The organism is Glaciecola nitratireducens FR1064, from assembly GCF_000226565.1.
In the GTDB taxonomy this organism is placed as follows: Bacteria; Pseudomonadota; Gammaproteobacteria; order Enterobacterales; family Alteromonadaceae; genus Glaciecola; species Glaciecola nitratireducens.
On record NC_016041.1, the window covers coordinates 1,912,279 to 1,936,682 of the forward strand.

At 41.1% G+C, this 24,404-nt stretch carries 25 protein-coding genes and 1 pseudogene; 16 read left to right on the plus strand and 10 right to left on the minus strand.

Annotated features, from left to right (window positions below; translation table 11 throughout):
• Positions 1-101: 101 nt before the first annotated feature.
• From yceD to GNIT_RS08270, 14 genes are all read left to right on the plus strand, one after another.
• Positions 102-623: a 23S rRNA accumulation protein YceD gene (gene yceD, locus GNIT_RS08205; protein WP_014108713.1), complete on the plus strand. Its 522-nt coding sequence runs from the start codon at positions 102-104 to the stop codon at positions 621-623.
• 11 nt (positions 624-634) lie between these two features.
• Complete coding sequence (gene rpmF, locus GNIT_RS08210; protein WP_014108714.1) at positions 635-805, plus strand: 50S ribosomal protein L32; 171 nt, start codon at positions 635-637, stop codon at positions 803-805.
• A gap of 14 nt (positions 806-819) precedes the next feature.
• Positions 820-1,842, plus strand: coding sequence for a phosphate acyltransferase PlsX (gene plsX, locus GNIT_RS08215; protein ID WP_014108715.1), 1,023 nt, complete (start codon positions 820-822; stop codon positions 1,840-1,842).
• Between the two features lie 3 nt (positions 1,843-1,845).
• The gene (locus GNIT_RS08220; RefSeq protein WP_041246752.1) at positions 1,846-2,805 is read left to right on the plus strand and encodes a beta-ketoacyl-ACP synthase III; all 960 of its coding nucleotides are present in this window, start codon (positions 1,846-1,848) and stop codon (positions 2,803-2,805) included.
• 89 nt (positions 2,806-2,894) lie between these two features.
• Positions 2,895-3,812, plus strand: coding sequence for an ACP S-malonyltransferase (gene fabD / locus GNIT_RS08225; protein ID WP_014108717.1), 918 nt, complete (start codon positions 2,895-2,897; stop codon positions 3,810-3,812).
• 22 nt (positions 3,813-3,834) lie between these two features.
• Positions 3,835-4,572, plus strand: a complete 738-nt coding sequence (gene fabG / locus GNIT_RS08230; protein ID WP_014108718.1) for a 3-oxoacyl-ACP reductase FabG — start codon at positions 3,835-3,837, stop codon at positions 4,570-4,572.
• 190 nt (positions 4,573-4,762) lie between these two features.
• On the plus strand, positions 4,763-5,002 hold the full coding sequence (gene acpP / locus GNIT_RS08235; RefSeq protein WP_014108719.1) for an acyl carrier protein: 240 nt from the start codon (positions 4,763-4,765) through the stop codon (positions 5,000-5,002).
• 79 nt (positions 5,003-5,081) lie between these two features.
• Positions 5,082-6,326, plus strand: a complete 1,245-nt coding sequence (gene fabF / locus GNIT_RS08240; protein ID WP_014108720.1) for a beta-ketoacyl-ACP synthase II — start codon at positions 5,082-5,084, stop codon at positions 6,324-6,326.
• Positions 6,327-6,517: 191 nt separating this feature from the next.
• On the plus strand, positions 6,518-7,402 hold the full coding sequence (gene pabC, locus GNIT_RS08245) for an aminodeoxychorismate lyase (protein WP_014108721.1): 885 nt from the start codon (positions 6,518-6,520) through the stop codon (positions 7,400-7,402).
• Positions 7,399-8,502, plus strand: coding sequence for an endolytic transglycosylase MltG (mltG, locus tag GNIT_RS08250; protein WP_014108722.1), 1,104 nt, complete (start codon positions 7,399-7,401; stop codon positions 8,500-8,502). Before pabC ends, mltG begins: the two co-directional genes overlap by 4 nt.
• Positions 8,502-9,167 carry a dTMP kinase gene (gene tmk, locus GNIT_RS08255; protein WP_014108723.1) on the plus strand — a complete coding sequence of 222 codons (666 nt, stop codon included), beginning with the start codon at positions 8,502-8,504 and terminating at the stop codon, positions 9,165-9,167. The genes mltG and tmk overlap by 1 nt, the downstream gene beginning before the upstream one ends.
• Positions 9,167-10,147 carry an AAA family ATPase gene (locus tag GNIT_RS08260; RefSeq protein ID WP_014108724.1) on the plus strand — a complete coding sequence of 327 codons (981 nt, stop codon included), beginning with the start codon at positions 9,167-9,169 and terminating at the stop codon, positions 10,145-10,147. The genes tmk and GNIT_RS08260 overlap by 1 nt, the downstream gene beginning before the upstream one ends.
• 64 nt (positions 10,148-10,211) lie before the next feature.
• Complete coding sequence (locus GNIT_RS08265; protein ID WP_014108725.1) at positions 10,212-10,991, plus strand: TatD family hydrolase; 780 nt, start codon at positions 10,212-10,214, stop codon at positions 10,989-10,991.
• Positions 10,984-11,622, plus strand: coding sequence for a pyridoxamine 5'-phosphate oxidase-like FMN-binding protein (locus tag GNIT_RS08270; RefSeq protein ID WP_014108726.1), 639 nt, complete (start codon positions 10,984-10,986; stop codon positions 11,620-11,622). The genes GNIT_RS08265 and GNIT_RS08270 overlap by 8 nt, the downstream gene beginning before the upstream one ends.
• A gap of 146 nt (positions 11,623-11,768) precedes the next feature.
• On the opposite strand, the gene GNIT_RS08275 is transcribed toward GNIT_RS08270, so the two are convergent.
• The 4 genes from GNIT_RS08275 to GNIT_RS08290 all read right to left on the minus strand — a co-directional run bounded on the left by GNIT_RS08275 (position 11,769) and on the right by GNIT_RS08290 (position 15,790).
• Positions 11,769-12,125 (minus strand): hypothetical protein, encoded by a 357-nt coding sequence (locus GNIT_RS08275; protein WP_014108727.1) that lies wholly within the window; start codon positions 12,123-12,125, stop codon positions 11,769-11,771.
• A gap of 343 nt (positions 12,126-12,468) precedes the next feature.
• Complete coding sequence (locus tag GNIT_RS08280; RefSeq protein ID WP_014108728.1) at positions 12,469-13,803, minus strand: anti-phage deoxyguanosine triphosphatase; 1,335 nt, start codon at positions 13,801-13,803, stop codon at positions 12,469-12,471.
• A 54-nt stretch (positions 13,804-13,857) separates the two neighbouring features.
• Positions 13,858-14,448 (minus strand): 5'-deoxynucleotidase, encoded by a 591-nt coding sequence (gene yfbR / locus GNIT_RS08285; RefSeq protein ID WP_014108729.1) that lies wholly within the window; start codon positions 14,446-14,448, stop codon positions 13,858-13,860.
• 127 nt (positions 14,449-14,575) lie between these two features.
• Positions 14,576-15,790, minus strand: a complete 1,215-nt coding sequence (locus tag GNIT_RS08290) for a pyridoxal phosphate-dependent aminotransferase (protein WP_014108730.1) — start codon at positions 15,788-15,790, stop codon at positions 14,576-14,578.
• Between the two features lie 169 nt (positions 15,791-15,959).
• Here GNIT_RS08290 and GNIT_RS08295 point away from each other — a divergent pair, with 169 nt between their 5' ends.
• The gene (locus GNIT_RS08295) at positions 15,960-16,490 is read left to right on the plus strand and encodes a C97 family peptidase (RefSeq protein ID WP_014108731.1); all 531 of its coding nucleotides are present in this window, start codon (positions 15,960-15,962) and stop codon (positions 16,488-16,490) included.
• A 135-nt stretch (positions 16,491-16,625) separates the two neighbouring features.
• Positions 16,626-17,420, plus strand: coding sequence for a DUF2189 domain-containing protein (locus GNIT_RS08300; protein ID WP_014108732.1), 795 nt, complete (start codon positions 16,626-16,628; stop codon positions 17,418-17,420).
• Between the two features lie 54 nt (positions 17,421-17,474).
• Here GNIT_RS08300 and GNIT_RS08305 read toward each other — a convergent pair whose 3' ends face one another.
• The 6 genes and pseudogenes from GNIT_RS08305 to cmoA all read right to left on the minus strand — a co-directional run bounded on the left by GNIT_RS08305 (position 17,475) and on the right by cmoA (position 24,296).
• The gene (locus GNIT_RS08305) at positions 17,475-19,259 is read right to left on the minus strand and encodes a sugar phosphorylase (RefSeq protein ID WP_014108733.1); all 1,785 of its coding nucleotides are present in this window, start codon (positions 19,257-19,259) and stop codon (positions 17,475-17,477) included.
• A gap of 1 nt (position 19,260) precedes the next feature.
• Positions 19,261-20,489: pseudogene (locus GNIT_RS08310) on the minus strand (glycosyltransferase family protein).
• Between the two features lie 11 nt (positions 20,490-20,500).
• Positions 20,501-21,385 (minus strand): HAD-IIB family hydrolase, encoded by an 885-nt coding sequence (locus tag GNIT_RS08315; RefSeq protein ID WP_014108734.1) that lies wholly within the window; start codon positions 21,383-21,385, stop codon positions 20,501-20,503.
• Complete coding sequence (locus GNIT_RS08320; RefSeq protein ID WP_014108735.1) at positions 21,375-22,283, minus strand: hypothetical protein; 909 nt, start codon at positions 22,281-22,283, stop codon at positions 21,375-21,377. The genes GNIT_RS08315 and GNIT_RS08320 overlap by 11 nt, the downstream gene beginning before the upstream one ends.
• A gap of 290 nt (positions 22,284-22,573) precedes the next feature.
• Positions 22,574-23,542 carry a tRNA 5-methoxyuridine(34)/uridine 5-oxyacetic acid(34) synthase CmoB gene (cmoB, locus tag GNIT_RS08325; protein ID WP_014108736.1) on the minus strand — a complete coding sequence of 323 codons (969 nt, stop codon included), beginning with the start codon at positions 23,540-23,542 and terminating at the stop codon, positions 22,574-22,576.
• Position 23,543: 1 nt separating this feature from the next.
• The gene (cmoA, locus tag GNIT_RS08330) at positions 23,544-24,296 is read right to left on the minus strand and encodes a carboxy-S-adenosyl-L-methionine synthase CmoA (protein ID WP_014108737.1); all 753 of its coding nucleotides are present in this window, start codon (positions 24,294-24,296) and stop codon (positions 23,544-23,546) included.
• Positions 24,297-24,404 lie beyond the last annotated feature (108 nt).

The following is a 24,404-nucleotide window of genomic DNA, read 5'->3' on the forward strand; positions in this document are numbered from 1 at the left end:
TTCCGATTATTTAAAATAAGAAGGGATATTCTAGCGATATTTGCTCTGATTCGCCTAAAAACTTTGACTCAATACATGTAAACCTTTAGAATGCGCGCGCTATGGATAAAGTGAAACTACCCCGATTAATAGATCCACTGAAAAGTGCGATGAAACGCTCAACCTACGTTGGCGTTTATTCTACCTCTTTAATGGAGCGATTCGTCGGGTCTGTAATTGCTTGTGAAGACAACGTTTTCGTGGATGTTAAGTTTTTAAAAGACGCGCAGAGTCTTACTTACTTCCTGGGAACAGCGACGACGCAGGCAACATTGCTTTGCCAGAGATGTAACCATGAATTTTCTCACCCAATTAACGTTGAGTTTTGTTTTAGTCCTGTGCAGGGCACTGATACAGAGGAAGAGTTACCAGAAGCATTTGAACCGGTAGAGGTCAATGACCATGGAGAGATCGATCTACTTCAATTAATTGAAGACGAGTTGATTTTGTCACTACCTATTGTTGCACTTCATGCAGAAGAAAATTGTAGCGTAGGGCCTGATGATATGACATTCGGAATAATCGAACCGGAACAAGAGCGTAAAAACCCATTTGCGGTTTTAAAAGAACTTAAGCGAGACTAGGAGTATAACCTATGGCTGTACAGAAAAATAAAAAGACTCGTGCTAGACGCGGCACGCGTCGTTCACACGATGCATTAACAGGCGCAACTTTATCAGTTGATCAAACGTCTGGTGAAACTCACCTTCGTCACCATGTGACGGCGGACGGTTTCTACAAAGGCAAAAAAGTTATTGCTGATTAATTCGGCGAAAAACATTGTCTGACGTAAAAATTGCATTAGATATCATGGGGGGCGATCACGGCCCCCATGTTCTCTTGTCTGCTGCAGAAAAATCCCTAAAGCAACTTCCCAAACTACACCTTACTATTTGCGGTCATCTAAGCGAGTATGCTCATTTTAAAAACGGGCTAGATGCTAAAACATTGTCACGAGTCGATTTTGTTGATTGCGACGAAGTGGTTACAATGAATGACAAGCCAACAACTGCTCTGCGCAAGAAAAAGCAGTCTTCTATGCGCAAAGTCATTGATTTAGTTCAATCAGGAGACGCACAGGCATGCGTTAGCTCTGGTAATACGGGCGCACTCATGGCCATGGCGTTTTATGTTCTAAAAACGTTACCAGGGATCTCTCGCCCCGCGCTCATCTCATGGCTGCCAAAAGGCCAAGGTAAAAAAGTACTTCTTCTCGATCTCGGTGCTTCGGTTAACTGTGATGCAGAAGGACTATTTCAATATGCTGTTATGGGCTCAGTTCTAGCTGAACAGTGCTCTCACATTCACTCACCTAAAGTTGCTCTTTTAAATGTAGGGGAAGAGGACATAAAAGGGAACACCCTTGTTAAGCATGCAGACCAACTTCTGCGTGATTGTCCTAGCGTTAATTATATTGGCTATGTCGAAGGCGATCAGATTTTTTCTGGTGACGCTGATGTCGTTGTTACTGACGGGTTTACCGGTAACATTGCGCTGAAGTCGAGCGAGGGTATCGCGAAGCTTGTGATCAGCGAAATTAAGCAAGCCACAACCGAAACCCTTTTTGCACGAATATTAAGCAAATTGGCCTTACCACTACTAAAAAAACTCTATCAACGCATGAACCCCGACCAGTATAACGGCGCCAGTCTGATAGGATTGCGCGGAATTGTTGTAAAGAGTCACGGAAACGCTTCGGCAGAAGCTTGTTATTACGCAATAAAACAAGCTTATGAGGAGGCAGAAAATGCGGTTCCAGACAAAATAAAAACAAAAATAGAATCAGTCTTGATGGAGCATTAATTGATATATTCACGATTTATAGGAACGGGAAGTTATTATCCCACCGATGTGCGTTCAAACGCTGATTTGGAAAAAATGGTTGATACTTCAGATGAGTGGATAACAGATCGCACAGGTATTAAAGAGCGTCGAATAATTGGTGAGCATGAAACTGCGGCAACTATGGGAGCTGAAGCTTCAAAAAAAGCGTTAGAAGCGGCAGGAATCGAAGCTAGCGACCTTGATATGATTGTCTGTGCAACAACAAGTGGTCGCTATTCACTGCCAAGTACAGCCTGCGAAATTCAAAAAATTCTCGATGTAGACAATATTCCAGCGTTTGATATTGCAGCTGCTTGCGCTGGCTATTGCTACGCGTTAAGCGTTGCAGACCAATACATAAAAAGCGGTATGGCCAAGCGAATTCTTGTGGTTGGCACCGACTGTCTGAGTCGTCTTATTGACCCTGCCGACAGATCGATGGTCATTTTATTTGGGGACGGTGCTGGCGCAACTATTATTGAAGCCAGCGAAGAGCCTGGAATTCTATCCACACATATTAATGCTGCTGGTTCCCACGGTGATTTGCTGCGAATAGGCAATCCAACGCGCGGCGATGAGCAGTCCGTGCATGAAAATTGGGGCGAAATGAAAGGTAACGAAGTTTTCAAAGTCGCGGTAACAAAATTGAGTCAAATAGTCATTGAAACTTTAGAGGCGAATAATCTTAAGAAGTCGGACATTGACTGGTTAGTGCCGCATCAAGCTAACTTTAGAATTATAAAGGCTACCGCTAAAAAGCTGAATATGTCACTTGATCAGGTCGTCATGACGCTTGAGAAATACGGTAATACCTCCGCTGCAACTGTGCCCACAGCGCTAGATACAGCAATTCGAGATGGACGCATTAAAAGAGGGCAATACCTTTTACTGGAAGCCTTTGGTGGCGGTTTTGCGTGGGCTTCTGCGCTGGTTAAATATTAATAAGACAATAATCACCATCAAGTTGGTGATAATCGAACAAGTAATGAAACAGTGATTAATCACATAAATAAAAAAGATAGGATGAATAAATGAGTAAAACAGCATGTGTATTCCCTGGACAGGGGTCACAAAGTGTTGGAATGCTAAAAGACTTGGCGGAACAGTTTACAGTTGTAGCAGATACTTTTACTGAAGCATCAGAAGCCTTGGGTTATGACTTATGGAAAGTTGTTCAAAATGACGACGGAACACAGTTAAATCAAACCCAGATTACGCAACCTGCACTATTAACTGCCAGCGTTGCTGCATACAAAGTTCTCACTTCTGAAAAAGACATTTCACCCGCATTTTTAGCCGGCCATAGTTTGGGAGAGTATTCAGCATTGACTTGTGCAGGCGTTTTCTCATTGCAAGACGCCGTTAAGCTAGTGCGTGCTCGTGGTGAGTTTATGCAACAAGCGGTACCGGCTGGAACAGGCGCTATGTATGCCATCATTGGTCTGGATGATAGTCGAATTATTGAAATCTGCGAACAGGTTTCGCAGGAGATGGGGCAGGTTGTTGCGGCAGTCAACTTTAACTCTCCAGGCCAAGTTGTCATTGCGGGCCAGTCTGATGCAACCGATAAAGCGGGTGCTTTGTGTAAAGAAGCAGGAGCAAAAAGAGCATTGCCACTTGCTGTCAGTGTACCTTCTCATTGTGCTTTAATGAAACCGGCCGCCGAGAAGCTAGAGCTACTATTCAATGACATCAGTTTGAATCAGCCGCTAATTAGTGTTGTAAATAATGTTGATGTTAGCGTTGAAACTGATACTGATAAGATAAAAGACGCACTTTTACGTCAACTATATTTGCCTGTGCGCTGGACTGAGTCTGTTTTGTATTTGAGTGAGCAAGGTGTGACCGATATTATTGAAGTTGGACCGGGTAAAGTGCTTACCGGTTTGAACAAACGAATTAATAAAAGTTTAGTGTTATCATCTTTTAGTCAACCAAGCGACTTATAACGATTTAGTAAAAAGGTAAATAATGTCTAGTTTAAATGGAAGAATAGCCTTAGTAACGGGTGCAAGCAGAGGCATAGGTAAAGCAATTGCCGAGCAGTTGGTTTCAATGGGCGCTACCGTCATTGGTACAGCAACGAGCGAAAATGGAGCCGCTGCAATTTCAGAATACTTAGCTGCAAACGGTACTGGAAAAGTACTCAACGTGACCGATGAAGCGTCAATAGCCGATTTGTTATTACAAATTGGTGAAGAGTTTGGGCCGATTGATATTTTGGTTAATAACGCTGGTATCACGCGTGATAATCTGTTGATGCGCATGAAAGACGACGAGTGGAATGATATCATCCAAACAAATTTAACGCCGGTGTTTAAGCTTTCCAAAGCTGTGTTACGCGGTATGATGAAGAAAAGGCACGGTCGAATTGTTAATATTGGTTCGGTTGTTGGTTCAACCGGGAATGCTGGGCAAGCTAATTATGCAGCGGCTAAAGCGGCAGTCATTGGATTTAGTAAATCGATGGCAAGAGAGATCGCATCCCGTGGCATTACTGTTAACGTGGTCGCCCCTGGTTTTATCGATACAGACATGACGAAAGGTTTAACCGACGATCAAAAAGAAGCTATTTTTAAAGATATTCCAGCAAATCGATTGGGCTTACCAAAAGAAATTGCTGCAACTGTTGGATTTTTGGTCAGTGATGAGGCAGGATATATTACGGGCGAAACGATTCATGTAAATGGTGGCATGTACATGTCATAACTGCTTATTCATTGTTTTAATTGCAATTATAGGTAAAATAACAAAAAAAGAGACTGTTTTAGTTGTCCTAGCTGTAGTAAAATCGTGGTTTGACCACAGCGATTAATGCGGGAAAGACTTGCAAGCAGCTAGGTAGGCAAATAAACTATCTGCGGAATTTTTATTAGGTACGTAAAGGAAACCTGAAATTATGAGTAACATCGAAGAACGTGTAAGAAAAATCATTATTGAGCAATTGGGCGTAAAAGAAGAAGAAGTAAAATCTGAAGCCTCTTTTGTAGATGATTTAGGTGCAGACTCTTTAGATACTGTAGAGCTAGTAATGGCTCTAGAAGAAGAATTTGATACTGAGATTCCTGATGAAGAAGCAGAGAAGATCACAACAGTTCAATCAGCTATTGATTACATCAACGCTAATAAAGACGCGTAATTGAATCTTTAGAAAAACGGCTCTTTACGAGCCGTTTTTTCATTTCTGAGTTTTATAAAAAAGTATTATGGAGACTATCATGACTAAACGTCGTGTAGTAGTAACCGGTATCGGTATGCTTTCCCCACTTGGCAATGATGTTGATACTACTTGGAACAACATTTTAGCTGGAAAGAGCGGCATATCTGACATCACTCGATTTGATGCGTCAGCGTTTTCTACTCGGTTTGCAGGTGAAGTGAAAGACTTTAATCCTGAAGACTACATTCCGAAGAAAGAAACTAAAAAAATGGATCGTTTTATTCAGCTTGGCATTGCAGCTGGAATACAAGCGCTTCGCGATGCCCAGATTGATATCCAAAAATTGGATGCTGAGCGGATTGGCGTTGCCATAGGTTCAGGTATTGGGGGACTAGAACTTATTGAGGAAAACCACAGTAAGTTGTTAAATAGTGGTCCACGGAGAGTGTCTCCATTCTTTGTTCCATCCACAATTACTAATATGATTTCAGGCTTTATTTCTATAATGGAAGGCTTGAAAGGTCCAAATTTAAATGTTGTCACTGCATGTACAACTGGCGTTCATAACATCGGTATTGCTGCACGCACGATTGCATATGGAGATGCCGACGGTATGTTGGCAGGCGGTGCTGAAGCGGCTATCACACCATTATCAATCGCTGGTTTTGGTGCAGCTCGGGCATTGTCGACGAATAATGACAATCAGCAACAAGCAAGTCGTCCTTGGGACAAAGACAGAGATGGCTTTGTAATGGGAGAAGGTTCAGGTGTAATTATGCTTGAAGAATATGAACATGCAAAAGCTCGAGGAGCTAAAATTTATGCCGAATTAGTTGGTTTTGGCATGAGTGGTGATGCGTATCATATGACGTCTCCTCCTGAAAACGGAGAAGGTGCCGCGTTGGCAATGAAGAACGCATTGAAAGACGCTGGTATCGAAGCCAAACAAGTGGGCTACATTAACGCGCATGGAACATCAACACCTGCTGGTGATGTTGCTGAAGTTAGCGCTGTCAAAAGTATTTTTGGTGATGCAGCTAAAAGCGTAAAAGTAAGTTCTACAAAATCAATGACTGGACATCTGCTGGGTGCTGCCGGGTCAGTAGAAGCGATATTCACTATACTGGCTTTGCGTGATGCAATGGCACCACCTACAATTAATTTGGATAATCCAGGCGAAGGTTGTGATTTAGATTTCGTTGCTCACAAAGCTGCAAAATTTGATTCTGATTACGCTTTGTGCAATTCATTTGGTTTCGGTGGAACCAACGGTTCATTGTTATTTAAGAAGTGGAATAATTAATTTCTATTCTTTAAACCCTGGCTGTCGGCGTTGAGTAAAACAACGCAAGCTGCGAAGATAAATGTGTAGAAAAACTAGTTAAGAAAGACCACAATTTGTTATGATTAAAAGCCACGGTTTCGTGGCTTTTTTGTATTCGCTATTAAAATGGGAAGCACCTTTAATGATGTATTTTTGGTCATAGGTAGAACATGATGAATGTATCAGACTGCGCTGTTACTATGGTGCCTTCACTAAAAAATCGTGCGTTAAATTATGGCGATGGTTGTTTTAGTACAATGTTAAGCAGAAAGGGTCATATCCAACTGCTTGATCGACACACAAAACGCCTAGTGAATGATGCGAAGAAATTAAAAATCATTAACAGCAAGGTAAGTTTCTCCATTGATGATTTAAAAAATCTGATAAAGACCTTCGCATTAGAAAGTTACAATGCAGCGAAGCAAAGCACAGAAACTAAGTCCGTAGAAACTGAATGGCAAATCGTGAAGCTCTTAATAGCGAGAGGCGACAGTGAACGCGGATATGCTCCTTCAATGGATAGCGCTCCTGTATTCATACCATCGGCGAAAGACTATTACCCAGTAGCGGATCACACAGTAAGTTTGGGACTAGCGCATATGAAGCTTGCTGAACAATCGATATTGTCGGGTGTTAAGCATTTAAATAGGCTCGAGCAGGTCATGGCCAAAATTGAGCTTGCCGACCATGAGGGCGTAGACGACTTAATATTAACTAATGCTAAAGGGCTAGTTATTGAGCTTACATCCTCTAATGTTTTTTATTGTATAGACGGTATATGGCATACTCCTTGTGTTGAGAAATCAGGTGTAAATGGAGTTATGCGACAATACATTTTGGACTATATGCAGCGTAATCAAATCATTTGCAACGTGAGTGATATGCATGTGTCAGCTTTACTATCTGCTCAAACTGCTTTCAGTTGCAATGCTGTAACCCAGCTAGTGCCGGTATCTCATGTCAGCATAGGCAATGAGTCAACTTGCTATGACATTGGGCCAAGCCAGTGCTTAGCACAAAAAATTTCGGATGAAATAGCAAAGGAGAAATCATGAAAAAGCTGGCTGTCGTTTTTGTTGCTGTTTTTATTGTGTCTGCGGTAGCTGCATTCTTTGTCTATCAAAGCATCGACCAGTATGGAATAAACAATACCTATGTTGCTGAATCTGATGCAATCTTAACTATTCAATTAAAAGCAGGCGATACAGGTTCGTCAGTACTTAATAAATTAAAACAAAAGGGTGTTTTTGCTAATCCATTATTAGCAAAGCTGTGGCTAAAGCTTCATCCTGAATATAGCGCGGTGAAAAAAGGATATTATGAATTTTATTCCGGTGCGAGTATTGAAAGTATTTTTAGCGCAATTTCTAACGGTAGGGTTAAGCAGTTTTCTATTACTCTCATTGAAGGACTTACATTAAAACAATGGTTAGTACTTTTAGCCAATAATGATGCGATCAACTATAACATAAAGGATGCCGCTGCTCTATATGATCAAATTGTTGGTGCGCCTTATGACGCTGAGGTTAATGAAGGCGAGCGGTCTAAAACAGCTGCGAGAGAAAGTGTGGTAAATTTTCATTCTTCTTTTTGTCATAATCAGTATAGATCTTTAGAAGGTTGTTTGCTGGCAAATACCTACTTTTTTGATTACCAGACCAGCGCAACAGATATTATTAAACGTGCTTATAACAACATGCAAACTGTGATCAGTGAAGAATGGCAAGGACGGTATATTGACACTGTCTATGATTCCCCGTATCAGCTGTTAATTATGGCCTCAATCATTGAAAAAGAAACAGCAGTAGAAGATGAACGAGGTTTAATCTCTGGTGTGTTCGATAATCGGCTTAAGCTAAACATGCGACTACAAACAGATCCTACCGTTATTTATGGCGTCGGCGATAATTTTGATGGCAATTTAACGCGCAAGCATTTGCGTCAGAGAACCCCATACAATACCTATGTAATTAAAGGTCTACCCATTACACCCATTGCAATGGCAGGACCTGCATCTATTAAAGCTGCGGCAAAACCGGAAATAACTGAAGCAATTTACTTTGTTGCAAAGGGCGACGGAACTCATCAATTCTCGGAGACCTTAGCCGAACACAATGCCGCAGTTCGTGAATATCAATTGAATAAAGGAAAATAATGAACCCATCATTTATCGTTGTAGAGGGTTTAGAAGGAGCAGGGAAGAGTTCTGTTATTGAATTAATTAGAGCGTTCTTAGTTGCAAAAGGACATGATGTCGAGTGCACTCGTGAACCTGGCGGCACCCCAATGGCTGAAGCAATACGAGAGTGCGTCAAGCAAACTTGGGATGAAGTGGTTACCCAAGAAACCGAATTACTATTAATGTATGCGGCTCGCAGTCAGCTAGTCGAAAACAAAATCAAGCCAGCGATGGCCAAAAACAAATGGGTTATCGGTGATCGACATGACATGTCGTCCGTTGCATACCAGGGCGGAGGCAGAGGCATCGATATCAGTGTATTGAATACCTTACGGAAAATGACTTTAGGTTCTTTTGAGCCAGATTTAGTTTTATATTTAGACGTTGAGCCAAGTGTAGGTCTTGCTCGTGCTAGAGGTAGAGGTGAACTCGACCGAATTGAGTTGTCAGGATTATCCTTTTTTGAAAACGCGCGTAGAACATACAAAAAATTAGTTCAAGACTCTAGTAAAGCAGTTGAAATAGACGCGATGCAGGAAATGAATGTTGTTCATTCTGACGTACGTGCTGCGCTTGAAAATTGGTACGCTAAAGGTTGTTTAGCGACTAATAATGTTGAAATAAAAAGAGTAGACCAATAATGTATCCTTGGCTAGAAAGTAGCTTCGACAGCTTAATTGCTCGTTATAAAATAGCAAAGTTGCATCATGGTCTATTATTTATGGGCGTAGCTGACGCAGGTAAAACTCAATTATGCCAGGAAATCGCAAAGTCGCTGTTGTGTAAAACAATAGCGGGAACAAGAAAAGCCGCTGCTGAAACTCAAAGCAGTGGCTTATTTGAAATTGAAGATATTGCGCTGCAAGCGCCTGATGATAAATTAGAAGCCTGTGGTGTTTGTAAGTCCTGTTTACTTATCGATGCAGGTTCACACCCTGATTTACACATCATTACGACAGAGAAGTCACAAATTGGCATTGACATCATTCGGCAGACAATTAGCAAGGTGACACAAACAGCGCAGCTTAGCGGCAATAAAGTGGTTATTATTCCGCAAATTGAACTGATGTCTGAATCAGCAAGTAATGCTTTGTTAAAGACATTGGAAGAACCTACTCCAAACACTTACTTGTTGATGACAACTAATGAGTCTCAACGATTGCTTCCAACCATACTAAGTCGTTGCGAAAAACAAACTATTGCTCTACCAAGTTTTGAACAGAGTTGTGACTGGTTGGCAACGCTTGATGTATCCATACCGAGTAGAGCCGCTCTGCTGGCGCATGGTTCATCTCCCATTACATACAAGAAGGAGTTAGAAGACGCAGAGAGTATCGGTTTTGATGATTTCCTAGAAACGCTGCAAGGATTGTTAGAAGGAAGCGAAACAGCCAATAGGGCTGCCCTAAAATGGCAGACAGAAGCGCCGAAGGTTGTGAAGTGGTTGGCTCAACACTGGTTAGAGCGCTATAAAAGCACTCAAAATATTTCGGCGTATGATAACTACCAAGCATGCTTAGTCGCTTCAAAGCGTATGAGTCACCCAGGTCTTAACAAATCATTGATATTGACCCCATTGTTTGATCAATTACGTACAACAAAGGTGGCGTCGTTTAATTAGATCGGTTCGGTCTACTTTTCCTAAATATTAATTAACATTCAACTTTCTTAACAGGGGAACTTCTTTGTTTGTAGATTCACACTGTCACCTAGATAGATTAAAAAAGAGCGATGAAGAGCTCGTTGATACTGTTGCTGCGGCGAAAAAAAGAAAAGTGGAGCACATGCTTTGTGTTGCTGTCTCTGTAAAAGAGTTTAACGATATGAAAGCTAAAGTATCGAAATTTGATAATGTCTCGATGTCTTGTGGTGTTCACCCTCTGCATAATGAAGATGTATGCAGTTATGACGAGCTGCTAGCCAGCGTGAAGCAGGATGACGTTGTTGCCGTTGGTGAAACAGGACTCGATTACTTTTATAGCGCTGAAACTGAAGATATTCAAAAGCAGTCTTTTATCGATCACATAAAAGCGGCGAACGTCGTTCGAAAGCCGCTAATAATACATACTCGAAATGCACACAAAGACACGATTGAGTTATTAAAAGAACACCGAGAGTCGTCGACTATTGGTGTTCTGCACTGTTTCACTGAATCCTTAGAAATGGCGCGAGAAGCAATAGAAATGGGGTTTTACATTAGCATATCAGGCATTGTTACATTCGCATCAGCGAAAGATCTGCAAGAGACCGTGAAACAGATACCGCTGGACCGATTATTAATAGAAACAGACAGTCCATGGTTAGCGCCAGTTCCTCATCGAGGAAAAGAAAATGAACCCGCAAACGTCGTTGATGTTGCATACTTCATTGCAGAGTTGCGCGGTATTTCCGTTACTGAATTAGCTGAAGCGACGACGGCGAATTTCTATAAATTGTTTTCAATGGTAAGCAAACCCAATGTCTGATTTCAAATTTCCAAGTTGGAGACAAAGGCTTGCACGAAGTCTTCATGTAAATCGAAGCCAAGCTCAATCTAAGTACTTTCAAGTAGCGACGGTTTCCATGGATGGATTACCTAAAAATAGAACGATGGTATTTAGGGGCTTTGTACCCGATTCGTTAAACTTACTCTCAGTAACAGACATACGAAGTGACAAAGTTGCAGATTGGAAGCTTAGTACCCCAAAGAAATTTGAGATATGTTGGTATTTTGCCGGCTCACGCGAGCAGTATCGCGTTGCAGGGCATGTATCATTGGTCAGTAGTGAATTGATCAAAGATGCGAAAATTCGTAATCCAGAAAGGCAACCAGCTTACCTTTCTCATAAATTCTTACGTGAACAGTGGCAAAATCTATCTGCTGCTGCGAAGGCACAGTTTTCTTGGCCAACGCCGAAGGCTCCATTTGAAAGCGAGAGTGACATAGAATATTTCAGTCAGCGCTCGGAAAATGTCGACGAAGATATTAGTGACAATTTTTGCGTTGTCATTTTTACCCCTTTGACCGTTGATTATCTGAACTTGAAAAACTCGCCACAGCTGAGGTGTTTATCTGATTTTGAGAATGATTGGTTAGAGGTGGTTGTAAACGCCTAGAAGCAGTTAGGAAATGCACTGCAAACTCGATATTTCTAAAAAAGCGTTTACATCTTTAGCTTAATTTAAGACAGCGCTGTTGTGAATGATTCAGCTTACGGGAATAAACGATAATAATTACTACCCGTATCGCTGATTCCAATTCGTTATGCTTTTTCTAAATCATCTGCTTGCATTGAGTTGAACTCAGCTTTATCAGCAATAAACGTGACTTCCGTTCCACTAAACATCGCCATTTGCTTGAGCATTTTCACCTGATGTAAGGGTAATATTTCATCGCAGAATATTGCAGCACACGTTTTTGCAAATAATAAACGTTCAATTATATCAAAGGCAGATGCTGTGGCCGTTGGTTTAATATTTAATACCAGCCTATGAGAAGCTGCGAGCTTTGTTTTTACAGAGACGTGGGCAACCCAGCGACTTTTTCCCAGTATTGCCTGCGAAGCATTTATTGCTGGTTGGCCGTTCATCGCCGAATTACTAAATAATTGAGTTTGCATATTAATCATCCGCTGTTTGTTTATACACTATGTGTTTACATACAGTAGTACTGTATAAATAAACATGCAAGCACTATTTTTAAGTTTTTTAGATTTGTTGAGCTTAAAATGCAAAAAGAAGAAATTTGAATCTATATATATATAGCGCGTGTGCATGTGATACAGAGTTAAGGGCATAAGCATTTTGCTGACAATGAAAATAACGTCGACATATCCTCGTTTAGGGGAGTGCTGCATATTGTGGGTAGGCAGCGTTTGATAGTTTGAGAAGAAGTAGAAAAAATTGAATAGCTCACTCGCCAATTAGCAGTGTGAATCACTTTTGCCGAGCGAGCTATTTACACTAGGGGGTTAATGAGTCAGTAACGGCATTCGATTTTGGCAAGAAGAGATGATTGTATAATCTTGTTGCATACTCGTCTGTCATCCCAGAAATGTAATCGGCTAATACTCGATGCTTTGAAATATCCGAATCAGCTTCTAACCAACGTTTAGCGGTATTTGTTGGGAGTAACCTTTCAGGTTCAGAACTAAATGCCTCAAATAGCGCCATGACTATCTGTTGTCCCTTGTACTCTAAAAGTTGAAGTTCAGGCTTTCGAATAACGTAATTAAACACAAATGACTTAAATAGACCGAGCGCAATCTGGTAGTTTTCTGCAAATTGAGCATTGTAATCAATAAGTTCTGATTCGAATAAGTCCTGTTTCTCTATACTAATTGCCGTTATGAAGCAATTGACCAACGCACCGATAGCATTCTTTCTTTCATAAGGTGCTGCGCTGAATAAATTATCTGTTAAAACATCTATTTGGACTGACAACCAGGGGAGTTCAAGGGTTTTAATCGGCGCGACAATTTCCACTTCAAATGAGTCACGCGTAACCATTGACATGACAATTGCATCTTCCAAATCGTGGATTGCATAGGCAATATCATCTGCTAACTCCATGATTGAACAGTCGATCGATTTATAGCGTGTTTTGGAGTGCCTATCATCGCCAACGGAAAATTCACTGAAGCGCTGTTGGTCATTTGAGCTTAATGGTGCAACTACCCAATCGAAGGCGTTCTTGTCACACAAATATAAACCCTTAGGTGGGTGCCACTGCTTCGACTTTACCAAACGGTGTGACTCTGGCTTTTCTGTTTCAAGATGATGGTTGGTTAGTAGGTCAATATAATTAGGGTATTTAATTAAACCTAGCAGAGTGCGTCGTGCCAGATTCATGCCATCTGACGGACTGTATGTTTCTAGCTTAGTGAGTATCCGAAAGGTTTGGCCGTTACCTTCAAACCCGCCATGTTCATGCATCATATAATGCAGCGCAATTTCACCGCCGTGACCAAAAGGTGGGTGTCCAATGTCATGCGCTAGACATAGGCTCTCAATAAGATGCTCATCAATGCCAAGCTGGGCAGAAAGTTCTGCTTGCTTTTGAGTCAGTTGGGCAGCGATACCTGTTCCAATTTGCGCGGCTTCTAATGAGTGTGTTAAACGGGTTCTATAAAAATCACTGATACCAATACCTAAAACTTGAGTTTTAGCTTGTAACCGCCTAAAAGCCGCTGAATGCATAATACGTGCTTTATCTCGTTGATAAGCGTTGCGGTGATCACCGTCACGCTTCTCTAAGCGAGTTAGTCTTCGTTCTGTCCACTCGTTGCTGTGCGTCATGTTGCTCCTTTGTGCGGCTTGTTTATCAGCGTGTAATGACTGTGTACTTATCTATTAATCGGCGAGTTGGTCTACACTGACAAAGCATTTTTCTTTAAATATTGATAAAAAATAGTCAACTTCAGGCATCGTATTTTTGTATTCATTTAGCATTTTTTCTAGTCTTGTTTTGACGTGTGAAAACTCTGAGTTCTGAAAGCGTAATTCATCGCATGCTTTTAAGTACGCTGAAATAAGGTCAGCAGCCTTCACTAAGGTTTTATATTCTGCGTCAACTTCCTTCTGCACTAACAATGGTTTGAAAATAGGCTGCAATTCTACGGGAAGTGTTTTCAAACACTCTAGTTCCGCCATTTCTTCAATCTTTTTAAATTCGCGAGTTAAGTCAGGGTTGTGATATTTGGTGACGTGGTTGATGTCCTGCAGCTTGGTTTCAGACACTTCATGATATAGCGCAATTGTCGCTGCTTTTTCGGCATTGAGTGTACCGTTGAAATAGGTATTCCTTATAACGGCAAGGAGGTGGGCAATAACCGCCACTTGATGGCTGTGCTCTGCAACATTTTCATTCTTGACTGCATGCATTAGCGCCCATCTTTTTATCAGGGGCATACGTAAAATCCATGCTAAAAATGCACTATTCATTAATTTGTTATTCCTCGTCGCGCTGAGCGCGGTAGTCAAAGCTTGTGATTGATTAGTTAGACCACTAGTTTAGCAGTCATTGTTGTTGTGCTTTAGCTTACTTTCAAAACAATGCTTAAATTGAAGATCATTGTTGATAATTACTAAAAAAACGTTTCATTTGTGAAAGGGCTGGTGATAATTGCTCTTTGTGTGGAAGAAATACCAACCTGAAATAGCATCCTTCCTGCAGATTGAAAGCGCTGCCATGCACCAGCAAGATCTTTTCTTTATTAAGTAAGTCGAGCACCATATTGACATCACTGGAGATATTGAATTTTTTGGTGTCCACTTTGGCAAAACAATACATCGCTCCCATCGGTTTTACACAAGTCACACCGTCAATGTCGTTGAGACCATCGAAAGCTATATTTCGTTGTGATAATAAGCGGCCGTCACCAGTGACCAAATCATTAATACTCTGATATCCACCTAAAGCTGTTTGAATCGCATGTTGACACGGCACGTTGGCGCACATCCGCATGGAGGATAAAATAGTTAATCCTTCTATATAACTTTGCGCAGATTGTTTATCACCACTGACTAACATCCAACCAGCCCTGAAACCGGCAACGCGATAGTTTTTACTCAAACCACTGAACGTGACACAAAATAAGTCGGGGGCAAGGGAGGCAATACAAGTGTGCTTTGCGTTGTCGTACAGTATTTTATCGTAAATCTCGTCGCTGAATATGATTAAGTTATATTTGCGCGCTAAATCGGCAACTTGATTTAACAGTGCTTCGCTATAAACCGCGCCGGTTGGGTTATTTGGATTAATCAATACGATTGCTTTTGTATTTTTTGTAATCTTTGATTCGATGTCTTGCAAATCTGGAAACCAATCCGCTTGCTCATCACATCGGTAGTGCACGGCTGTGCCTGATGATAAATTGACCGCGGCCGTCCAAAGGGGATAATCAGGCGCGGGTAGCAGCACTTCATCGCCATTATTCAATAATGCTTGCATGGATAACATGATTAGCTCACTCACGCCATTACCCAAGTAGATGTCTTTTACTTGAATGTGTTTTATACCCATTTGCTGATAATACTGCATCACCGCAACTCTTGCGCTGTAGATGCCTTGAGAATCGGTATAGCCTTGTGCGCTAGGTAGTTGGTATATAACGTCCTTCAAAATATCGTCGGGGGCTTCAAAGCCAAATGGAGCTGGGTTGCCAATATTGAGTTTCAATATTCTCTCTCCAGCTTCTTCCATTTTGTTTGCTTGTTCTAATATGGGGCCACGAATATCGTAGTACACATTATCTAACTTACTAGAGCGATTAATTTTAGACATTAAATAGGGGTCTTAAGGCTAGAGGTTCAATAGACGATAAGAATAGTACAGCTAGAACCTCCTGTTAAGGGGGCATGACAAATTTTGTCACATTTTTTATTGCCTAAATACTCAACGCTTAACGTATATTGTATTGCTAACTGTGGGTTTGACTAAATCGGAGGGTTTTATGCCTGCTCCTTTATTGTGGTTTGGTGCAGCTTGCTTGGGGCTATATGCTTCTAATAGAGCAAACGATGCTTACTTAAAAAGTACAAATACGGTTCGCACGTTGCCGGGCGATTCGAGCAAACGTATAACACCAAGAAATGGTGCTATTGTCACATGCGGAATTTATGGAGTGTTGGACCACACAGGTGTGTGGGTAAACGGTAATATTTATGAGTTGAGTGGTAAGGGCTTAATTCGTTCGGTGTCTCCCGAACGTTTTTTGCATAATCGGACAGGTAAAAAGATTTATGTCGCATGCGATGAACACTACATGCCGTTAGCTGCTGATGACGTCTCGCAGCGTTGTATCGATAATTTATTTCAGTTGCGCGATTATCATTTGATCAATAATAACTGCCATCAATTCGTGGCCGAAATGTTGACAGGTGAAAGAACTAAAATAACCAGTTTTAGTGACTTAAATGAAGCACTTTCTTCGTTATTTTTGACCAGTATCAATTGGCACGAAGCTAAAGTTGATTTTCGGTGAGTATTTTTTGAACTTAATCAGTTTCTGAATTAGTATGAAGTGTAGCTGTTGATTTGTTTGTTCAACAACCAAAGATGCTACATCACAATTTATACTCCATCATGAGTTAACGATTTACGCTTAATAGGAGATGTTATGTCTCAGCAGTTCGACGAAATGCCAGATACAGCGATTGAAAACAGTGGTATTGCTCGTGTAATACCTTGTAGAAAACTAGAGATGTTTGATTCACTTAAATGGTTGAGTCTTGCCGTTAACGATTTCAAACGAGCACCGGTTATCAGTTTAACTTACGGCGCGGTATTTACACTCATTCCTTGGCTTATATACTATCTCATTAATTCAACCGGTTGGTACATGATCATATTCCCTGCAATGGTGTGTTTCATGTTAATAGGTCCTTATTTAGCGGCTGGGCTGTATGACGTCGCTTGGCAGTTTGAGAAAAAAAGAACACCCTCGTTTCGACATTCATTAAAAGCAATGTCGAGAAATGCGGTTAACGAATGGGGTTTCGCTATACTGCTGATGGTATTCATGATTGCTTGGCTTCGCATTGCATCACTGCTGCATGCATTCTATCCAGAGAACGAGGCTTACACCTTGGTTAATTTAGGAACCTTTCTCATAATCGGTACGTTGATTGGTGTAGCCTTAACCTTACTTGTTTTCTTTATCACAGCGTTTACACAACCTATACTGTTAGAAAGACGAGTGGACTTAGCAACGGCTGTGCTCACAAGTATGAACGCAGTTTGGTTGAATAAAAAAGCCATGTTCTTTTGGGCTTTTGTTATCTTTATCTCTGTATGTATAGGTTTTTTCACCTTTTTCTTGGCTTTCCTAGTGCTTATGCCGCTTATCGGCTACGCTAGTTGGCATGGTTATATAGATACAATTGAGGTGAAGAGAGAGAGAACTTACGAGTAGATATATTCTCGGTAAGTTGGCTATGCATCCCGCTTTTGAGAAAGAGCCACAGGATTAACCTGTGGCTTTATTTGAAATCCACATTGTCTGGTAGGGTGCTAGACACAAAAACTCAGTTGTCTGATTAATTGTTTTTTCAGCTATCAGATCATGCCATAAACTATTTTCAATCAGGTTGATATCTGACAGTCTAACCTTTTGCTCTATATCGGTTACGTTAGATATACAAAATATGCTTTGTTTTCGGTCAATACTTTGCCTCCAATAACCAAATATTTCTGTCCCTAACTGCAGGGTAAATTGGACCGCGTTTGGGTGAAATGCAGGCTGAGAACGTCGTATTCTTATAAGCAGAGACAAAGCAGACAACACATTCGCATGTAGGCTTTGTTTGTCCTCTAATTCAGAGATAAGCTCAGCGAAGTCCCAGCGGTGACGATTAATGCCGCGGTTATGCCCAGTATTTTTAACTTTCTCTTCATCATTAGGTGTACCTAGTAAAGAGTGAATATAAATACCCGGTATCCCTTCTAGTCCGAGCATAATTGCATGCGCACAAATAAAACGCTGAAATTGATACTGATCGGGGCCTTTTATTGTGCCCTTTAATGCGTCAATCAACGCAATATTCATCTCATAAGGTTTTTGTTGACCATTGTCTGTCTTTCGCCAAGAAACTTTGCCGCCAAAGTTTTGCATACAATTTGCAAGTTCAGCAATTTCCTGTTCATCCAGCAATCCTTCAGCAGGTCGCAAGCCAACGCCGTCGTGCGAGGCAATAAAATTAAAGTACGTTGTACCATTTTGTGCCGGCGGCATACTCATCATCCAACTTTTCAAATATGCACAATTGCCGGTTACCAGCGTATTGATGAGAAGAGGGGGCAATGAGAAATTATAAATAGCATGGGCTTCATTTGCATTACCGAAGTAGGTCAGGTTTTCTCTATTCGGAATGTTAGTTTCAGTGATGATAATAACTTCTGGCGCGGTGTGCTCAATAAGTGTTCTTAAAAGTCGAACAACTTCATGAGTTTCGGGCAAATTGATACTTGGGCTACCGGGTACTTTCCATAAAAATGCGATGGCGTCCAAACGAAAAACTTTTGTTCCTTTATCTAAATATAAACGAATGATATCGATGAAAGCGATAAGCACATTTGGATTTCTAAAATCAAAATCGACCTGATCGTGACTGAATGTGCACCATACATGCTTTGGCCCATTCGGTGTTTCAACTACTTTCAACAGGTCTGAAGTTCTAGGACGCACTACCATACTAAGATCGTCATCCGGTGACGCAGTAAAGAAATAGTCGCTACCAATACCTTCTTGTTTGCTAAAATTTTCGAACCACTGGCTTCGCGCTGAACAATGATTGATGACAACATCGGTCATAAGACCATATTCTTTTGAAATAGCTTCGATATCTTTCCAGTCACCTAAGCTTTGGTTAACGATAGAGTAGTCAATAATAGAAAAGCCATCGTCGGAACTATAGGGAAAGTAGGGCAATATGTGCACGTGACTTATAATCGAGTCACAATACTCATTAATGAAGCGCCGAAGTGTCTTCAACGGTTTCTGGCTAAAACCAAATTCAACGCCTTCGGTGTTCTCAACAATACTGTCACCGTAGGTGATCATGACGATGTCTGATTCATCCCATCTGTTTTTATGCGGCGTTGGGTAATGACAATTATCGTTGCCCGTGACGCCAATACTGTGCTGCAATTTAGGCACTAGTATTTCGATTTCAGAGGGAGTTAAAATATCGTGATAAATTACTTCCAAATGATGTTTTACTTTAGCGGTAAATTGAACAAAATGATTTGGCATCTCAAAGTCCTTGGCTAAATTCTTGGAAGTCCTCTTCAACCGCCTTTTTAAGTCTTTCTAAAACATCAGGTTTTGCGCTAACAACACGATTCCAACTGGGTATGAAGGGGGTTTCCATTGGGTTTTCTAAAAAGCTTTGTCCGGCTTTCATAATGTTGTGAGCAAACATCTCAACCGCTTTTTCTTCGTTGTGAATATCTAGTTTCAAACCATTCATGACGGCGTCGTTGCGGTAAGTTTCGATAAAGTCGAGGGCGATGCGGAAATACGTCGCTTTTATTGTTCGAAATGTTTCGGTATTAAAGGTCGTGCCTTGAGTTGCAAGTTTTCGAAACAATGCCTTGGTAATGTCAATCGACATCTTTGATAGGCCGCCTTGTTCGTTATTCAAAGAGAGATCTTGGTGTTTGTGATCGTAGGTTCTGGCGATATCAGCTTGGCATAGTCTGTTGTGCGAATAGTTTCTGTGCATTTCCGACAATACACCGATTTCTAACCCCCAGTCGCTTGGAATTCTAATGTCATTTAGGACATCTCTGCGGAAAGAAAATTCCCCTGCCAAGGGATAACGAAAACTGTCCATAAATTCTAAATAATCGTTGTGACCTAAGGTTGTTTTTAAGGCTCTTAGCAGCGGTGTAACCAATAAGCGGGATACGCGACCGTTGATTTTACCGTTGGCAACTCTAGCGTAATAGCCTTTACAAAATTCATAATTGAATTGCGGGTTTGCTACTGGATAAATTAGTCTAGCCAGTAAAGAGCGATCGTAGGTCAAAATATCACAGTCGTGCAGGGCAACACTTTCAACTTTGCCTGATGCAAGAATGTAGCCCATGCAATACCATACGTTTCGGCCTTTTCCTAATTCCTTCGGTGCTAAGCCAAGCTCTAATAATTCAGCATCCAGTGCCTGCAACCTGGGTCCGTCGTTCCATAACACGCGATGATGTTGAGGGAGCGTTGAGAAAAAATTAAGGGCATATTTGTACTGTTCTAAATCGGCACGATCAAGGCCAATGACAATTTCAGAGAGATAAGGAACCTTTTTTAATGCTCTATTGTGGCTGGCAGTGCTTGACCTTCAAGTTCAGAAAACAATGACGGAAGGATTAAGCCTAATGGGCGCTTTTTAGAAAACTCACTCAGCTCTGCTTCGAGATCGTCAATAGAACGATCTTCTAAGTTGTGCAAAGTGGTTACGATGCCGTTTTGATAAAAATCAGCCATTAAATAGCTCCTTAAGTTGTTTTATCGGGCGTTTTGCTTGAACTAAAAAATACAGATTCAGGAATAAGCTGATCAAGTACTTCCGTCCAACCTTTTGGACCCAGTTTATTGCTAGTATATAGCTTTAATGTTCGTTCTAATTCCGGAGGTTCGTGCACCGGCGAAGCAATTCTGACTGCGGTATCAGCAATTTCTAACATCGCTACGTCGTTTTTACCATCACCCAAAGCGATGGTGCTCACTGTAACGTTTCGATGCTGTCGCTGGTATTCTTTTAACAACCAAGTTAATGCGATGCCTTTATTACAATCACCACCAACGTGCAAGAATCGACCGCCTTTTACTGGGTGTGCACCTAAACGACGCAACATCAGGATAAAGCTTTCGAGCTGTTCTTCAGTGCCTTTCCATAGCAAGGGCTCACCAAATTGACGTTGAGAAGAAAGCAGGGCATCGCTTTCTTCTAGTCCTGTTGTTTCAACTATGCGCTCGAGGGACATGTTTGCAAAGGATTCGAAAAGATGCCCATGTTCGGGGCTGATTTTTTTAATCAGGCCTAGCCAGTAATTCCTTTTTGAACTGAAGGACTTTACCCAAAATCCATCCTGCCAGACTGCGCCTTTTGGCTTTTCTGGTAGAAAGTTTTTATTGATGAATATAGCAGCACCATTTTCTACAATAAAAGGCCCATTTAAGCCCAGTCTCTTGCGCAGCGTGATGAGTTCAGCGAAGGTCTTACTCGTGTTAGGAATAATGGGAATGCCATGTCCTAATAAACGCTCCATACAGGCTTTTGCATCTTCATGCTCATAGCTGTAGTGATCGAGGAGAGTACCGTCGAGGTCTGTGAATATGAGGACTTGTCTATTGTATTTACTAATTAATTCACTTTGCATGATATCTACTTCTTGTAATGTTTCGTTCATTATCTAATTCGAATATAAAGTCGGCGTACTTTTCTAGTGTACATAAAGTATGCACAGTTAGCCTCTGATAATATTGAATAAATGTCAGAATTTCTTCATCACTCATAATGTTTGATGCATTACCGACGCGCAGCTTTAGCTTTTTCTCTTGCTGTCGGCGCCATGCATAAACAGCATCGAAGCTTGGTGCTTTTAAAAATACCCAGCTGTCCATATAGCTATAAAGTGGGGTGTATTGAGTGAGCAATGCGTTATTAACGTAGCTTCGCCAAGTACCATCGCTATCGCTATTCTTTTCCAAGGAATTAATTGGAGTAGCCAAGGCCTTATTGTCTTGTGCATGCGTTCCCCAGCACCAGCCCTCCACAATAACGATATCGACCGGGCCAGCAACCTCTTGCCACATACTCATTGGCGCTCTGTCATCGATTGATTTGTCAAAAGTAGGTATGCTCAGGGCTTCACCACTGGCCAAGGACGCAAAAACATCTGACATTAACTGGGTGTCATGTGTCCCAGGTACGCCTCGAGTTAATAGTAAAGGGTGGACAGTTTGTGCCAGATTTGTGCGCTCTAGCTTTGTAAAATAAAAATCATCGAGAGACAGTACGACTGATTTTTTGCCATAGTATTCATTGAACAAATAACTCATTAAACCGCTCAAGGTCGACTTGCCTGAGCCTTGGCAGCCGTTAATACCAATGAAAAAAGGACAAGGAGATGCGTCTTTAGTTTGCTTTGACTTTTTTTGGTGCAAATCAATTGAGTCACAAAGAGGCTTGAACCATTTTAGTGCAACGTCAAGGTAGGCGTTTGGAAGCTTTTCTTTTGCAATGTATTGTTCAATTAACTTTGTAAGTTTTAGCATTAAAGCCTTATAAAATGATTGGTAACACGCTCTACAGTGATAATAACCGGCATAGAAAACTATTATTAGATGTCGGAATAGTGTTGTTATAGTCCCGTAGCAGCGATTTATAGATTGCACCAAAGGGCCAATATACTGAATTACTATTCAAAGACTATGCCAACGAGTTGCTGACGTGAATTATGAGCAAATGACCAAAGCACTGTTATAACAAGATTGAGAGGGCAAGAGTGCCTTTGACGCTCTCTTTGACACTCTTTTTGACATTTTCACCGCTTCAATTCTGACATTTATTTTTTGATTGCGGTAAATACTGCCCGCTTAGGTGCAGGATAACCTTCAATGGTGAGGGTCCTGTTAGTCGGATCTAGAAAGTCAGCTAAGGAGTGATTAGTCATCCAGTCGGTTGTTCTTTGTTCTTCAACAGTTGTCGTATTTTCATCTACTTTCTTAATATCCACAAAACCAACTCGAGACAGCCATTGCATTAGTGCCTCGGAGCTAGGTAAAAACCAAACGTTGCGCATTTGCGCATAACGCTCGCCTGGCATCAGAACTGACGTTTCATTGCCATCAATTACGATAGTTTCAAGCACCAGTTGTCCACCACTAACTAATTGATTTTTTAATTGGTATAGAAATTCAATTGGATCACGACGGTGGTACAGCACGCCCATCGAAAATACGGTATCGAAAGCGTTTAAAGTTGGCATATCTTCTATACCAAGAGGAACATAATGAACGCTAGTTTTCGGTAGGTATTTTTTAAATACTTGAAATTGATAGAAAAAGAGCTCGGTTGGGTCTATGCCAATGACGAGCTTCGCATCTTCACCTAACATTCTGAACAAGTGGTAGCCGCTACCACAGCCAACATCCAACACCTTTCTTTTTGCCAAAGGCGCAATATGCGGTAGAACTCTGTCCCATTTCCAATCTGAACGCCATTCTGTATCAATATCAATCCCGAAAAAGTGAAAGGGACCTTTTCGCCATGGCATAAATTGTTTTAACACAGATTCGATATGCGCGGTCTGCGCATGACCAAATGCGTCCACTTGCGATATTGAGACCTGTGATTTTAAATCAACCTTGTCAGCTTCAATCGCGGGAAGCTGCTGTAATTGCTTTTGCCATTTTTTTCTATCGCCATGGTTAGCGATGTTTTCCCATTGTTCAAGTTGAGGTATTAGGTGAGCTGCCCATTTCTCTAATTCTGTGCCTATTAGTTCTGCATATAACGCGGACTTCCAATTCATATTACTGTCCTTTAATGGCAAAGAATGAAACAAAGTTAAACTGTTGATACCAAATGCTAACAGCTTCAAATCCGATAGTTAGTAACCTTTTTTCGTGCGATGAATACTCATCAAGGATCATCACGTTTTCAAGCGCAGTCCTTTTTTGACTAATCTCTAAATTGCTATAGCCATTTTCTCTCTTAAAATCATGATGTAAATCGATGATGGCGGAATCCATTTCAGCATGACCTAATTTAATTTTTTCAGAAAGTATTAAGATACCACCTGGAACAAGCGCGTCGAATAGTTTCGCCATTAGAGCATCTCTGAACTTTGGCTTAATAAATTGCAGTGTAAAGTTCATAACGATTACTGATGACTTATCTAACTTAAAATCAACAATGTCCGCTTCTGTGATGCTGATAGGACTTTCATAATTATAAGAATCGACGTGCCGCTGACAGCGTTCAACCATTGCAGAGCTATTATCAACCCCAACAATTTGGACATTTGGCTGCCGATTATGTTTCGCGATAGATAAGCTCACAGCGCCCAAGGAACAACCCAAATCGTAAATTAGGGTGTTCGGAACTGCAAACTTTGCAGCCAACCTTCCAACGCCATCTATTATGTTCGCATAACCCGGTACTGATCTTTCAATCATATCGGGGAACACGTCGACAACTTGGTGATTAAAGCTAAAATCATCCACTTTAGTCTGTGGTTTCTGATAGATCGTATCTGGTGATGCTTTATTTTTGAATTCTGGCATGATTTTCTGAAACTTATATTTAGGATAACAATTATATAGCTATGGGATGTTTTGTGTCGTAGTGATAATATCAACACTTAAGCATGGCGAAGTATATAAAAAACACGG